This is a genomic window from Corynebacterium lujinxingii, from assembly GCF_014490555.1.
Classification (GTDB): domain Bacteria; phylum Actinomycetota; class Actinomycetes; order Mycobacteriales; family Mycobacteriaceae; genus Corynebacterium; species Corynebacterium lujinxingii.
On the sequence record NZ_CP061032.1, the window covers coordinates 994,377 to 1,007,930 of the forward strand.

Here is a 13,554-nt window from a genome sequence, read left to right on the forward strand (position 1 = left end):
CGAAATTCCACAGGTTCGGACGGTGGGGTTGCGCCGGTGGTTTAGGCTCCGGTGCTATGAACCTGTTCGAATCGTTCGCTCACGCGCTGGCTGCCGGCGCGATCGACATGCTTGCCGCGTTCGACCGCGGCATGCTCGTCGACCTCGGCGTCAACCCCACGCGCGTGCGCGAGTGGTCGAAGATCCGCGATGTCTACTACGGCCCGACCAGGTTTAAGCGCCAGCAGGCCAAAGCGGTGTCATTGGCGCGCTCCCACGGGGCGAGTTTGGACAAGTTGGCGTTTATCGAGCGTTCGCTGCGCTTGCTTGACGACGACACCGAGCGCTGGCGCCTGCGCCACCGCCTTTTGGAACTGCGCGGGCCGTACAACTCGTTTACCCGCAGGGCGAAGGAGATCCTGCCGGCGCAGGAGCCTTCGGTTCCGGAGGACTACATCAACTTCTCCGAATCCAAAGACGGCAAGCGGCGCTTTTGCGGCTCCGGCGACGAGCACCTGTTGGCAGCGTTGGAGCACCGACTGCGTGACGGGCTGGATACATCAAAGACGTCGGGCCCGCAGATGATGCGTAACTTCGCCGACATCCTCACCGGTGAAGGTGGCGGGGTGCAGGTGCCGGTGCCGCGGCCGATCCTTGCGGTGGGGCTGCCGGACTTTGTGCGGATTATGGCCGGCGAGGGCGACGACGTCGTGTTGGCGTTGTCGGATGGGACGACGATGACCGGTGCGGAGTTTTTAGCAGCCCAGTTCGGCGACATCCTCGAGGTGGCCGCGTTTCACCCGGAGGCCGGTGCGGTGAACTTGTACCGCACCGAGCGGCGGGCGAATAAGAAGCAGCGCGATTTGGCGAAGATGGTTTCACCCCTGTGCGCCTTCCCCGGCTGCCGGCACGGAGCCGATGCGTGCGAGTTGCACCACGTCACCGCGTGGAAACACGGCGGTGAGACCAATCTGGACAACCTGGCGCCGCTGTGCCGCTACCACAACCGCATCAACGACGATGACCCGTGGCGTAAAAGACGCGGCCGGATCGTGATGATCCGGGGCGCCCCGGTATGGATCTCACCCCGCGGCTACCCGGTGAAAAACACCAACCGCGGGGTGATGGACAAACTGTTCGGCGACTACCGCCGGAGGATGTAGTACTGCACGCTCATCGCTGGTGCGTGCAGTTCCACGGACTGGTCGAAGCGGTCCCACTCGACCGCTTCGGTGCGCAGCGTGCCCGGAAGGTCGTTGCCGGCGCCGCCGTAGCAGGCGTTGTCGGTATTGACCAGCAGCTCCCACTCGCCGGCCTCCGGCAAGCCGAGACGGTAGGCGGGCTGGGAGACACCGGACAGGTTGACCACGGCGAGTACCGGTGTGGCGTCGACACCCCAGCGCACGTAGGCGAGCAGGTTGTTCGAGGCGTCGTCGCCTTTGATCCACTGGAAGCCCATCGGGGTGTTGTCCTGCGAGTACAGCGCCGGGGTGTCGCGGTAGATGCGGTTTAAGTCGCGCACGAGGCGGCGCACCCCTTGGTGGTACTCGCCGTCGAGGTCGGACCAGTTGGCGGATGTGGCTTCGTCCCACTCGGTGGTCTGCCCCCATTCGCAGCCCATGAACAGCAGTTGCTTGCCGGGGTGCGAGAACATGTAGCCGTACAGGGTGCGGAGTCCTGCGGCTTTGTTCCAGTCGTCGCCGGGCATGCGTTGCCACATGGAGCCCTTGCCGTGGACGACTTCGTCGTGGCTAAACGGCAGCACGTAGCGCTCGGAAAACGCGTAGACCAGAGAGAAGGTGATCTCGTTGTGGTGGTAGGAGCGGTGGATGGGGTCGAGCGCGAAGTACTCGAGGGTGTCGTTCATCCAGCCCATGTTCCACTTCAGTGAGAACCCGAGGCCATCGGCGTCGGTTTGGGCGGTCACGCCTGGCCAGGCGGTGGATTCCTCGGCGATGGTGAGCACCCCGGGGTGCTCGCGGTGCACGGTGGCGTTCATTTCCTGCAAGAACTGCACGGCTTCCCAGTGCTCGCGCCCGCCGTATTGGTTGGGCAGCCACTCGCCGGGTTCGCGGGAGTAGTCGAGGTAGAGCATGGAGGCCACGGCGTCGACGCGCAGGCCGTCGAGGTGGAACTCTTCGCACCAGTACAGGGCATTGGCGACGAGGAAGTTGCGCACTTCTCGACGACCAAAATCGAACACGTACGTGCCCCAGTCCTTTTGCTCGCCGCGGCGCCAGTCGGGGTGTTCGTACAGGGCTGTGCCGTCGAAACGCGCGAGCGCGAAATCGTCTTTGGGGAAGTGGGCGGGCACCCAGTCGACGATCACACCGATGCCGTTCGCGTGCAGCGTATCGACGAGCCGGCGGAACTCGTCCGGTGTTCCCCAGCGCGCGGTCGGCGCGTAGTAGCCGGTGACCTGGTAGCCCCAGGATCCGCCGTAGGGGTGCTCGGCGACCGGCAGGAATTCAACGTGGGTGAAGCCGTGTTCGACGAGGTAGGGCACGAGTTCGTCGGCAAGCGAGGCGTAGTTGGAGCCTTGCTTCCAGGAGCCGATGTGGCATTCGTAGACGCTCATGGCGGAGTTGGTGGCGTCGAAGCCTGCGCGGGCGTCCATCCAGTCGCCGTCGCTCCACTCGAATTCGCTTGGGCTTGCGACGACCGAGACGGTCTCCGGTGGCGTCAGCGTGCGTTTCGCCAGCGGGTCGGCCTTGTCGATGCGCGTGCCGTCAGCGGTGTGGATGGCGAACTTGTAGGCGTCGCCGTCGCCGACGCCGGGGATGAAGATCTCCCACACACCCGACACGCCGAGGGTGCGCATGGGGTACTGGCTGGGGTTCCAGTTGCAGAAGTCGCCGATGACGGCCACGCCCTGCGCGTTCGGCGCCCACACGGCGAACGAGGTGCCGGTGACCACGCCGAGGGTGGTGTCGTAGGTGCGCACGTTTGCGCCGAGGACCTCCCAGAGGCGTTCGTGGCGGCCTTCGTTGATCAGGTGCAGGTCGAGCGAGCCGAGGGTAGGTAGGAAGTGGTAGGCGTCGGCCACGATGACCGGCTCGGCACCGGGGTAGGTGACCCGGAAGCGGTAGTCGGGGGCGTGGGTGTCGTCGAGGGCGGCGGCGAAGATGTCGTCGCCAAGCGGCTGCATGGGTTGCGCGCCGTTGTGGATGAGCAGCTCGACGCGCTCAGCGCCAATAAACCGCGTGCGCACCACCGAGCCTTGGCCTTGCGCGTGCCAGCCATAGAAGTCGTGTGGGGCGTGGTGCGTGCAGGCGAGCAGGCGCGCGCGGTCCGAGTCCGGAATATGCAGGTCGGTTGTCATGGCGCTCCTTATGGGCGGTAGTCGTGGTCTGAGATCTGACGGTACGCGAGTGCTTGACGACGACCCGCAGCCACCTCCGGCAAACGGAACACGTGCGCGACGTTCTTCTCGGGGGCGAGGCGGACGAAGTTGCCGGTTTCGGCGGTGGTCCAGGTGTAGGACTCGCCGGTGATCTGGTCGTGGACGTCGAAGGTGCCGGGGGTGAGGCCGACGGCGTCGGCGTCGATACGCAACATGCCCTCCTGGGTGGAGGTGGGGTCCAAGTTGACCACGACGAGCACCGTGTTACCGGTGATCGCGTCGACCTTGGAGTAGGCGATGATCTGGTCGTTTTCGATGTCGTGGAAGCGGATCTGGCGCAATTGCTGCAGCGCCGGGTTGTCGCGACGGATCTGGTTGAGCAGCGTCAGGTACGGTTCGAGCGATGTGCCCTCTTCGAGTGCTGCGGCCCAGTCGCGGTGGCGCAGCTGGTATTTCTCGCTGTCGTGGTACTCCTCGCTGCCGGCGGTAACGGGGCGGTTTTCGTAGAGTTCGTAGCCGGAGTAGACGCCCCACAGCGGACTCATTGTCGCGGCGAGGGTGGCGCGCAGCGCGAACGCGGCCGGACCGCCCTCCTGAAGCGTGGCGTGGAGGATGTCGGGGGTGTTGACGAACAGGTTGGGCCGCGACACGTCGGCGACGTCGACGAGCAGCTGGGCGAAATCGGTTAGCTCCGCCTTCGTGGTCTTCCACGTGAAGTGGGTGTAGGACTGCGAAAAGCCCGCCTTGGACAGGCCGTACATGCGCGGCGGGCGGGTAAACGCCTCGGCGAGGAAGATCACGTCCGGGTCGGTCTCGTGCACTTTGGCGATCAGCCAGTGCCAGAAATTGACCGGCTTGGTGTGCGGGTTGTCCACGCGGAAGGTGGTCACGCCGAGGTTCACCCAGTACATAAGTACGCGGTAGATCTCGTCGTAAAGCGCTTCGGGTGCGTTGTCGAAGTTGAGCGGGTAGATGTCCTGGTACTTCTTCGGCGGGTTTTCGGCGTACGCGATGGTGCCGTCGGCGAGCACGGTGAAAAATTCCGGGTGCTCTTTCGCCCACGGGTGGTCGGGCGCGGCCTGCAGGGCGAAGTCGAGGGCGATCTCCAAGCCTAACTCGTTGGCGTGGTCCATCATGTCCAAAAACTCGTCCTCGCCGCCTAAGTTCGGGTCGAAGGCGTCGTGGCCGCCGTGCTTCGAGCCGATCGCCCACGGCGAGCCGACGTCGCCGTCTTCCGGGGTGAGCGTGTTGTTGCGGCCCTTGCGGTTGACTTCGCCGATGGGGTGGATGGGCGGGAAGTACACGGTGTCAAAGCCCATCGCGGCCACGCGCTCCAGCTGGGCGGTGGTGGTTTCCCATGTGCCGTGGACCGGGTTGCCGTTGTTGTCCACGCCGCCGGTGGAGCGGGGGAACAGTTCGTACCAGGAGTTCACCAGGGCAGCGCGGCGCTCGACCAGGATGTCGGCGACCGGCCCGCGGGTGACCAGTTCGCGCAGGGGATGCTCGGCAAGCACGTCGCGCACCTTTTGCGAGCACCCTGGAGCGATGCGCCTGTCGAGGGGGAGGGTGTCGTCGAGAAGCGAGGCGCGGGCGGCGATAAGGGCGTCGGCGGGGTGGTTGGCGATGGCGGCGTCGAACAGCTTGATGCCGTGGGCGATGTCGTTGGCTAACTCGCGTTCGGTCTGGCCGGCGGCGAGCTTCTTTTCCACCGCGTTGCGCCAGGTGGCCATGACGTCGCTCCACGCGTCGACGCGGTAGCGCCACAGGCCCTGCTCGTCGGGCACGAACACCGCGTGGCAGTAGTCCGGGCGGTAGAACTCCTGCTGCATGGACACCTGGTACTGCGCGCCTGACGGTGCGACGAGTACCAACGTGGCGGCGATGGCGTCGTGGCCTTCGCGCCATACCAGCGCCGAGACCGGGACCACCTCGCCGACCACCGCCTTCGACGGCAGGGTGCGCCCCGAGACCTGGGGGCGGACGTCGTCGATGCCGAAGCGCGAAACCATGAATCAAACCTTCCAGCCGGCCTGCGATTTACCTGCCAGGGTAGCGCGGGGCAACCACACACGCGGGCTGAAATAGGCCAAGATGGAAGGCGTGAATCAGACAGAGGAATTGGTGACCGATCCGGACCTGCTCATCGACATGCGCGACGTTTCGTTCGTCCGCGGCGGGCGCACGCTCGTCGGGCCTGTCGACTGGCAGGTTGAACTCGACGAGCGCTGGGTCATCGTCGGCCCGAACGGCGCCGGCAAGACCACGCTGATCCGCATGGCCTCGGCGCAGGAGTTCCCGTCGGAGGGCACGACGTTCATTCTGGGCGAGCGTGTCGGAGCGACGGATATGCGCGATTTGCGGGCGGCGATCGGCGTGACGTCGTCGTCAATCGCCCAGCGCGTCCCGGAGGATGAGACGGTGGGAGATCTCGTTGTCTCCGCGGGCTACGCCATTTTGGGGCGCTGGCGAGAGGACTACGACACCATGGACTACGACCAGGCGCTCGAGGTGCTCGAGCAGGTCGGCGCGATGCACCTGATCGACCGCCGCTGGGGCACGCTGTCCGACGGCGAGAAGAAACGCGTGCTGGTCGCGCGGGCCGTGATGACGAACCCGGAGCTGCTCATACTCGACGAGCCGGCCGCCGGCATGGACTTGGGCGGGCGCGAGGACCTGCTGGCCTACCTGGGCGATCTGGCGCTGGACCCGGATGCACCGGCGATTGTGATGATCACCCACCACCTCGAGGAGATCCCCGCCGGTTTTACCCACGCGATGCTGCTCGACGAGGGTGAGGTTGTGGCACAGGGGCTTATCGACGACGTCCTCACCTCCGAGAACGTCTCCCGCGCCTACCACCAGCCCATCGAGGTCACGCGTGACGACGGCCGGTTTTTCGCTCGCCGGGCCCGCAAGGCCCGCGGGGGTGCGCACCGCGCCTAGAAAGGCCGGGGGAGTTCCATGCCCACGAACAATCGCCACGTCTCGCACGACGCCGCGGACTCGATCGACCCGAGCGAGCAGAGCGGTTTTTTCGGCGCGCGGCTCTCGGCGACGGTGATCCTGCTGCGCGACGGGCTCAGCGGGCTCGAGGTGTGGATGCAAGAGCGCGTGTTGTCCATGCCGAACTACCCGGGGCTGACCGTATTTCCGGGCGGCGGGGTGGACTCGCGCGATTTCCCGCCGCGTGCGTGGGACGACGGCGAATTGTGGCTCGGCCGCTCCGCCATTTCGGTGGCGCGCCAAACGGGCGTGACCAAGTACAAGGCGCACGCGCTGATGTTCGCCGCGGTGCGCGAGTTGTTCGAGGAGACGGGCACGCTGCTCGCGGTTGACGACGACGGCGTGTTGCTCGCCGACGCCCGCCCCTTCCACGACCACCGCCTCAAACTCGAATCCCACGAGTTGTCGCTCACCGACGTGCTGCGCGAGTCCAACTTGAACGTGCACGCCGACCTGCTTCGGCCCGCGGCGCGCTGGGTGGGCCGGTCTGAGCGCGGTAATTGGTTTGACACGTTCACCTTCGTCGCCGCGAACCCGGAGGGCCAGGAGCCTGACGCCCACACCGGCGAAGCGGACGACGCGAACTGGTTTCCGCCGCAGCTGCTTCTCGACGGCTGGCGCCACGGGCTAGTCCGCCTCGCCCCGTCCACCTGGGCGCAACTGACGGAGCTGCTCGCGTTCGACACCGTCGAGGATGTCCTCGCCGCCGCCGGAGCAAGCCTCGCCCCGGTGATCGGCGACCCGGTCGACGACCCGCGCTACCGGGAGTTCTTCACGTTTGTGCCGGTGGATAGGATCGGCAAGCGCTATGGGATTTAGCGTTGCCGAGGCGCGCTACCTCGCCGCCCACGCCGACGACATCGCCGCCGTGGAGCCGGAGGTGGCGCTGACGAAGCAGTCGGTGTTCGCCGACCGGGCGCTGCTCGAGCGCCACTTCGGCGAGTACGCCCGCGCGGTGAGCGTGTGCATCGCCGCCCGGCGCGGGGCGGACGGTAAGTTCCCGGCAGGCTGGCTCACCGACGCCGACGCCGCCCAGCAGGCCACCCCGGCCCGGGTCGCCGAGGTGCGCGCCGGGCGCATCGCGGGGGCCGGCGCCGAGTTCGTCCACGACGTGACGTGCTCCATCGGCTCCGAGGCGCCCGCGTTCCGGGAGCGCGGGATCGCGTGGTTGGGCTCCGATCTGGATATGGCGCGGCTGGTCATGGCGCGGCACAACCTCGGCGCCGACGCGTGGCTTGCGCAGGCCGACGCGCTGGCCCCGGTGTCGACAGGCGGCGTGGTCGTTGCGGACCCGGCCCGGCGCGCGGGCGGGCGGCGTATCACGGACCCGGCGCAGTTGCTGCCGCCGCTGCCGGATCTCGTCGCGGCGCACGCGGGTGCGGAACTCGCGATTAAGTGCGCGCCGGGCATCGACTACTCGGGGTGGGACGGGTTAGTCAGCGTGGTGTCCGTGGGCGGCGGGGTGAAAGAGGCTTGTCTGTATACGCCGGGGTTGGGGGCGGGGGTTCGTCGAGAAGCGGTGGTGCTGCGCGAGGGGGAAGAGCGCGTAACCGACCGCGATCCGGACGAGGTGGAGATCACCGCGCCGCGTGGGTTTATCGTTGATCCGGATGGTGCGATCGTGCGCGCAGGCCTGGTGCGCAATTGGGCGGCGCGGCACGGGCTGTCGATGCTCGACGAACACATCGCGTACCTCACCGGCGATGCGATCCCGGCCGGCTACTCCGGGTTCCCGTTCATCGAAGCGGTGCCGCTGCGCAACCTGAAGAAGGCGCTCGCAGCGCACAGCGCTGGCGCGGTGGAGATCCTCGTGCGCGGCGTGGACGTGGACCCGGATCAGTTGCGCAAGAAGTTGAAGTTGCGCGGGACGACGCAGATGGCGGTGGTCATCGCGCGCGTGGGCGATAGCGCGGTGGCGCATGTGTGCGGCAGCCGCGTGCACGCCTAACCTGGCAGGCATGGTCTATTTCGATCACGCCGCCACAACCCCCATGCGCCTAAGCGCGATCGACGCGTGGGTGGAACACGCCGGCGCGCTCAACGCCGGCAGCCAACATGCCGCCGGGCGCCGCGCGAACGCAGTGCTTGCCGACGCCCGCGAGCGCATCGCCGCCGTCTTAGGCGCCGACCCCGTGGAGGTGGTGTTCACCGGATCCGGCACCGAGGCGAACAACATCGGCGTGCGGGGGCTGTTTGAGGCCTCGGAGCTGGACCGGGTCGTCGCCACGCCGATCGAGCACCCGGCCGTGCTCGAGGTGGTCAAGTCGCTAGGCCAGACTGAGTGGCTGCCGGTGGGCCGCGACGGGCATGTGAGCGATCTGGCGCTGCTGGACACCCCGGCGGCGGTGGCGGCGGTGATGTGGGCGAACAACGAAACCGGCGCGATCCAGCCGGTGGCCGAGGTGGTGGAACGCGCCAGCGCGGCGGGTACACCAGTCCACGTCGACGCGGTGCAGGCCGTCGGCCATGTCCCGGTCGACTTCCACGCCCTCGGGGCGACCACATTGGCGGCCAGCGCGCACAAGTTCGGCGGTCCGCGCGGCAGTGGCATCTTGCTGGCGAAGCGGTCGCCGGCGCCGCAGCCGGTCATCTTGGGCGGCGGGCAAGAGCGCGGGATCCGCTCTGGCACCGTCGATGTCGCCTCGGCCGCCGCGACCGCCGCAGCCCTCGAGGAGGCGGTGGCCGAGACCGCGCAGATTGAAACACTTCGCGACATGCTCATTGACGGGGTGCGGGAGCGGGTGGATGGGGTGGTCGTCGTCACGCAAGCGCCCGCGCTGCCGGGGCACGCACACTTTTTGTTCCCCGGCGCGAACGCGGACGCGCTGATCATGCTGCTGGACACGCACGGCATCGAGGTCTCCGCCGGGTCGGCGTGCGCGAGCGGGGTGGTGCGCATGAGCCACGTGCTCGAGGCGATGGGGTTCGACGAGCGCGAGGCGATGGGCGCGCTGCGTGTCACGGTGGGGCGCACCAACACGAAAGCGGACGTGGAGCAGTTCCTCGCCGCCATCCCCGAGGTGGTGGAGCGGGCGCGTGCGGCCGGCGCGCTCTAGCGTGTCGCGTGTGACTTGTGTGAATTGGGTGCACTAGTGTTGCCCGCATGCAGATGACTCGCCGTATCCGTTCCGCAGCCGCCGCGGCGGCCGCTTTGCTCGTCGCCACGACCGTGACCCCGCTGGGTGAAGCCGATGCGCAATCGATCCCCGGCGTGGTCTCCGGTGTCGACGTCGCGGGCCACCAGCGACCGGGCGGCGCCGCCATCGACTGGCGCTCCGTGGGCACGATCGGCGGGCAGGACTTCGCGTTTGTGAAGGCGTCCGAGGGTGAGGGCTGGAAGAACGTCTTCTACGACGAGGACGCCAAGGCCGCCACCGACGCCGGGCTGAAGGTCGGCGCCTACCACTACGCCCGCCCCGCCGAGGACCCGGTGACACAGGCGCGCTACTTCGCCTCCGTGGTCAACCAGGGCCCGGCCACGCAGCTGCCGCCGGTGCTCGACCTCGAGGTCGACGAAGGGCTCGGCCCCGTCCAGCTCGCGGCGTGGACGCAGCGCTTCTTATCCGAGGTCGAGGCGCAGACTGGCAAGCGCCCGATGCTCTACACGTACCGCTACTTCTGGTACGAGCGCATGAGCAACACCTCCGCGTTCACCTCGTACCCGCTGTGGCTCGCCGCCTACCAGAATCAGCCGCCGGCCCCGGTCGGCGGGTGGGACAAGCTGTCGTTTTGGCAGCGCAGCGACTCGGGCCGGGTCGTGGGTATCAACACGCCGGTGGACATGAACATCTACAACGGCACCTCCGGCCAGTTGAACCAGTTCGCCGCGGGCAACCTGCGCGCCGGCGGCGGCGTACTCGAGGCGTTCCAGGCACCGGATTCCGGCGAGTTGAAGGTTCTCGAGCAGGACAGCACCAAGCTCGTCGTGGCCATCCTTGCGCTCGCTGCCGGCGGGTTCGGCGCGCAGCAGCTTATCGACGCCGCCCGCCTCGCCGGCTTCGACATCACCGATGCGAACAACATCGCGAACCTGGTCAAGCAACTCGCGGCGCAAGGCGAGCTGCCGATCGACGATCTACGCAACATGATGGTCGGCGACTATCAGGTCGGCGACCTGCTCATCTTGCTGGATAACGCGCTGAAGGCTGCTTAGTCGCGGCGTGGGGTCGTCGCAAAGCGACGCGCCCACGTCTCGCCCTTGAACTGCGCGGGTACCCCGCCTTTGAGCAACTCGCGGGTGAGTACGTCGCCCGCCTCGATGGGGCGGTTCGCGCCGATAAGCACGATGTTTCCGTACCGGCGGCCTTTGAACATCGGCGGGTCCGCGATCGCCGCGACGTGCGGAAACACCTCCAGCATGCCCGCGATCTCCTCCTTCGCCTCCTTCAGGTTCGCGTGTGAGCCGCAGTTGGCAATGTAGAAGCCGCGCTCGCTTAGCGACGACCGCGCCGCCGCATAAAACTCCACCGTCGTCAGATTCCGCGGGGTGGTGGCCGAGGAGAACACGTCGCGGATAATCACGTCGCGTGTGGCGGGTTTGAACGAGGCGGTGACCTCGCGCGCGTCGCCGACGCGGATCTTCACCGTCGGCGCCCGGGGGATGTCGAACAGTTCGCGCGCGAGCACGGCGAGATCGCTGTCGATCTCCACGACCGTACTGCGCGAGCCCTTCCACTTACTGGCGAAGTAGCGCGCCAACGTGCACGCCCCGCCGCCAAGGTGCGTTATCCGCGACTTCGATTTCGCCTCGTCCGGGTAGTGGGTGTCCAGAAAATCCGCAATCCAGCGCATGTACTCGAAGTCGAGGCGCTCGGGATCACCCGGCACGATGTGCGAACTGGGCACCCCGTTGACGAGCAGCACCATCGAGCCGTCGGGCTCGTGGAGCACCTCGGCGACACCGGTGTCGATCTCGTGAAACTCACTTTTGGCGACCATGGCAGGTGAGGGTACTAGAGCCTAGGACTTCACCAGCCGCGCGATAGCGGCAGACGCCTCTTTGATCTTGTCCTCGGCTTCTTGCCCGTCGTTGATGGCATTGGCGACGCAGTGCTCCAAGTGATCGTCCAGCAAGCCCAGCGCTACGCCCTTCAGCGCTGCGTTGACGGCGCTGATCTGGGTGAGGATGTCGATGCAGTAGGCGTTTTCGTCGATCATGCGGTGGATGCCACGGGTCTGCCCCTCGATACGTTTGAGCCGAGCGAGGTAGCGGTCTTTCTCGCTGATGTAGCCATGGTCGTTCATGATGGGTCTCCTTGTTTGGTGTGGACGGTACCGGTCTACTTGGACCGGTCAAGGATCCGGTCGGTGCTGCTCTGCGGGGTGAGGTCGAGGCGGCGGAGCAGCTGCGCATTGAGGGCGACGACGACGGTTGAGGCCGACATCAGGATGGCGCCGACGCTCATCGGCATCACGAACCCGATTGGGGCGAGGATACCGGCAGCCAGCGGAACGGACACCAGGTTGTAGCCGGCCGCCCACCACAGGTTCTGCTTCATCTTCCGGTAGGACGCACGGGAGAGCTCGATGACCGAAAGCACCGACCGCGGGTCGGAGCTTGCCAGGACGACACCCGCCGAGCCGATGGCCACGTCTGTGCCAGCACCGATCGCGAGGCCGACATCGGCCTGGGCCAGCGCGGGGGCGTCGTTGACGCCGTCGCCGACCATGGCGACCTTGTGTCCCTCGGCTTGCAGTTCCTTGACCTTCGCGGCCTTGTGCTCGGGACGCACGCCTGCGAAGACCCGGTCAATGCCCAGGTCCTTGGCCACGGTGTCCGCGACGGCCTGCGCATCGCCGGTGATCATGACGACTTGGGCGCCCGCAGAGTGCAGCGCGTCGACGGCGTCGCGGGACTCGGGACGGATCTCGTCGGCAAGCCGGAGTGCTCCGATCACTTCGCCGTCAGCGAGGACGTGGAGAATGATCGCGCCCTCCTTTCGCCACTCGTCTGCGATGGGGAGCTCTTCGGCGGAATGCTTCTCCAGCAGGTAGGGGCCACCGACCTCGATTACCTCACCGTCAACAGTTGCCTTCACGCCCACTGCTGGGGACGAAGAAAAGTCGATTGCCTGCGGGACGGCTACGCCACGGGTCTGAGCAGCCCCGGTGATGGCGCGTGCGAGCGGGTGCTCGCTGTCTGCCTCGGCGGCCGCCGCAAGGGCAAGCACGTCTTCTTTATCACGCCCGCCGGCGGTGTCGATCGCGGTGACGGTGGGTTCGCCCTTGGTGAGAGTGCCGGTCTTGTCGAACAGTACTGCGTCGACGGTGCGCATGGATTCAAGTGCGAGCCGATCCTTGATCAGCACCCCGCCGCGGGCGGCGCGCTCGGTCGCAATCGAGACGACCAGCGGGATCGCAAGGCCTAGGGCGTGGGGGCAGGCGATGACGAGCACCGTGATAGTGCGCACCACGGCGTCGTTTGGCATGCCGACGACGGTCCAGACCACGGCGGTCAGAATGGCAGCGCCGAGGGTGAACCAGAACAGCCAGGCAGCAGCCTTGTCCGCGAGACGTTGCGCGCGTGACGACGATTCCTGCGCATCGGTGACGAGCTTTTGAATGCCGGCCAGCGCGGTGTCGCCACCCGTGGCCGTGACCTCGATGCGCAGACCCGAGTCTGTCGCGATGGTGCCAGCGACCACCTGCTCTCCTTCACCGCGGCGCACCGTTTTCGACTCACCGGTGACCATCGACTCGTCCATGCTGGCGCTGCCGTCGACGATTGTGCCGTCGGCAGGTACGGACGCGCCGGGCCGCACGATCACGACATCGCCGACCTCAAGATCCGCCGGGGTGACCTTTACAACTTCGTCGCCGTCGATCTTTTCGGCCTCGTCGGGCAGAAGAGCGGCGAGCGAGTCCAGGGCCGAGGTGGTCTGGGCGAGGGAGCGCATCTCGATCCAGTGCCCCAGCAGCATGATGACCACCAGCAGCGCCAGTTCCCACCAGAAATTCAGCCCGCTGTCTAGCAAGTTCAGGCTCGCACCCCAAGAGGAGACGAAGGCGACCGTGATCGCGAGCGCGATCAGCAGCATCATGCCGGGTTTGCGGGAGCGGATCTCTGAGACCGCCCCGGTCAAGAATGGGCGACCTCCCCAGAAGTAAATGACCGTGCCCAAAAGCGGCGAGATCCACCGGACCCATTCCGCGTCAGGCAGCTGGTAGCCGATGAGATGGGCGAAGGTTTCGTTAAATCCGACGACCGGGATCGCGAGAACCAGCATGAT

Annotated in this window: 11 protein-coding genes; 6 read left to right on the top strand and 5 right to left on the bottom strand. The window is 66.9% G+C overall.

The genetic code is table 11. The features are described 5' to 3' along the window. Positions 1-56: 56 nt before the first annotated feature. On the top strand, positions 57-1,142 hold the full coding sequence (locus IAU68_RS04975; protein ID WP_171193451.1) for an HNH endonuclease signature motif containing protein: 1,086 nt from the start codon (positions 57-59) through the stop codon (positions 1,140-1,142). Here IAU68_RS04975 and glgB read toward each other — a convergent pair. Together glgB and IAU68_RS04985 are read right to left on the bottom strand one after the other, a co-directional pair. Beyond that, positions 1,124-3,301 (bottom strand): 1,4-alpha-glucan branching protein GlgB, encoded by a 2,178-nt coding sequence (gene glgB, locus IAU68_RS04980; protein WP_171193450.1) that lies wholly within the window; start codon positions 3,299-3,301, stop codon positions 1,124-1,126. The two genes, IAU68_RS04975 and glgB, sit on opposite strands and share 19 nt — an antisense overlap. A gap of 8 nt (positions 3,302-3,309) precedes the next feature. Next, on the bottom strand, positions 3,310-5,331 hold the full coding sequence (locus tag IAU68_RS04985; RefSeq protein WP_171193449.1) for a maltotransferase domain-containing protein: 2,022 nt from the start codon (positions 5,329-5,331) through the stop codon (positions 3,310-3,312). A gap of 139 nt (positions 5,332-5,470) precedes the next feature. On the opposite strand from IAU68_RS04985, the gene IAU68_RS04990 reads away from it, so the two are divergent. From IAU68_RS04990 to IAU68_RS05010, 5 genes are read left to right on the top strand one after another with little or no spacing between them, the layout of a single operon-like run. Beyond that, positions 5,471-6,265, top strand: coding sequence for an ABC transporter ATP-binding protein (locus IAU68_RS04990; protein ID WP_407928724.1), 795 nt, complete (start codon positions 5,471-5,473; stop codon positions 6,263-6,265). Positions 6,266-6,283: 18 nt separating this feature from the next. Next, a complete protein-coding gene (locus IAU68_RS04995) occupies positions 6,284-7,144 on the top strand; it encodes an NUDIX hydrolase (RefSeq protein ID WP_171193447.1) in 861 nt (286 codons plus the stop codon). Continuing rightward, a complete protein-coding gene (locus tag IAU68_RS05000; protein WP_171193446.1) occupies positions 7,134-8,273 on the top strand; it encodes a THUMP-like domain-containing protein in 1,140 nt (379 codons plus the stop codon). Before IAU68_RS04995 ends, IAU68_RS05000 begins: the two co-directional genes overlap by 11 nt. Before the next feature lie 10 nt (positions 8,274-8,283). Beyond that, on the top strand, positions 8,284-9,381 hold the full coding sequence (locus IAU68_RS05005) for a cysteine desulfurase family protein (RefSeq protein WP_171193445.1): 1,098 nt from the start codon (positions 8,284-8,286) through the stop codon (positions 9,379-9,381). A gap of 47 nt (positions 9,382-9,428) precedes the next feature. Beyond that, entirely contained in the window at positions 9,429-10,478 is a 1,050-nt protein-coding gene (locus IAU68_RS05010) for a glycoside hydrolase family 25 protein (protein WP_171193444.1), read from the top strand. Here the strand turns inward: IAU68_RS05010 and IAU68_RS05015 are convergent. Genes IAU68_RS05015 through IAU68_RS05025 form a run of 3 tightly spaced genes read right to left on the bottom strand, consistent with a single transcriptional unit; the run spans position 10,475 to position 13,551 of the window. After that, positions 10,475-11,263: a spermidine synthase gene (locus IAU68_RS05015; RefSeq protein WP_171193443.1), complete on the bottom strand. Its 789-nt coding sequence runs from the start codon at positions 11,261-11,263 to the stop codon at positions 10,475-10,477. The two genes, IAU68_RS05010 and IAU68_RS05015, sit on opposite strands and share 4 nt — an antisense overlap. A 21-nt stretch (positions 11,264-11,284) precedes the next feature. Beyond that, positions 11,285-11,569 carry a metal-sensitive transcriptional regulator gene (locus IAU68_RS05020; RefSeq protein WP_171193442.1) on the bottom strand — a complete coding sequence of 95 codons (285 nt, stop codon included), beginning with the start codon at positions 11,567-11,569 and terminating at the stop codon, positions 11,285-11,287. A 35-nt stretch (positions 11,570-11,604) separates the two neighbouring features. After that, positions 11,605-13,551 (bottom strand): heavy metal translocating P-type ATPase, encoded by a 1,947-nt coding sequence (locus IAU68_RS05025; RefSeq protein ID WP_202880181.1) that lies wholly within the window; start codon positions 13,549-13,551, stop codon positions 11,605-11,607. Positions 13,552-13,554: the final 3 nt, after the last annotated feature.

Coding starts and splice junctions, on each gene's coding strand:
- IAU68_RS04975 (WP_171193451.1), top strand. CDS start 57: ATGAACCTGTTCGAATCGTTCGCTCACGCGCTGGCTGCCGGCGCGATC.
- glgB (WP_171193450.1), bottom strand. CDS start 3,301: ATGACAACCGACCTGCATATTCCGGACTCGGACCGCGCGCGCCTGCTC.
- IAU68_RS04985 (WP_171193449.1), bottom strand. CDS start 5,331: ATGGTTTCGCGCTTCGGCATCGACGACGTCCGCCCCCAGGTCTCGGGG.
- IAU68_RS04990 (WP_407928724.1), top strand. CDS start 5,471: ATGCGCGACGTTTCGTTCGTCCGCGGCGGGCGCACGCTCGTCGGGCCT.
- IAU68_RS04995 (WP_171193447.1), top strand. CDS start 6,284: ATGCCCACGAACAATCGCCACGTCTCGCACGACGCCGCGGACTCGATC.
- IAU68_RS05000 (WP_171193446.1), top strand. CDS start 7,134: ATGGGATTTAGCGTTGCCGAGGCGCGCTACCTCGCCGCCCACGCCGAC.
- IAU68_RS05005 (WP_171193445.1), top strand. CDS start 8,284: ATGGTCTATTTCGATCACGCCGCCACAACCCCCATGCGCCTAAGCGCG.
- IAU68_RS05010 (WP_171193444.1), top strand. CDS start 9,429: ATGCAGATGACTCGCCGTATCCGTTCCGCAGCCGCCGCGGCGGCCGCT.
- IAU68_RS05015 (WP_171193443.1), bottom strand. CDS start 11,263: ATGGTCGCCAAAAGTGAGTTTCACGAGATCGACACCGGTGTCGCCGAG.
- IAU68_RS05020 (WP_171193442.1), bottom strand. CDS start 11,569: ATGAACGACCATGGCTACATCAGCGAGAAAGACCGCTACCTCGCTCGG.
- IAU68_RS05025 (WP_202880181.1), bottom strand. CDS start 13,551: ATGCTGGTTCTCGCGATCCCGGTCGTCGGATTTAACGAAACCTTCGCC.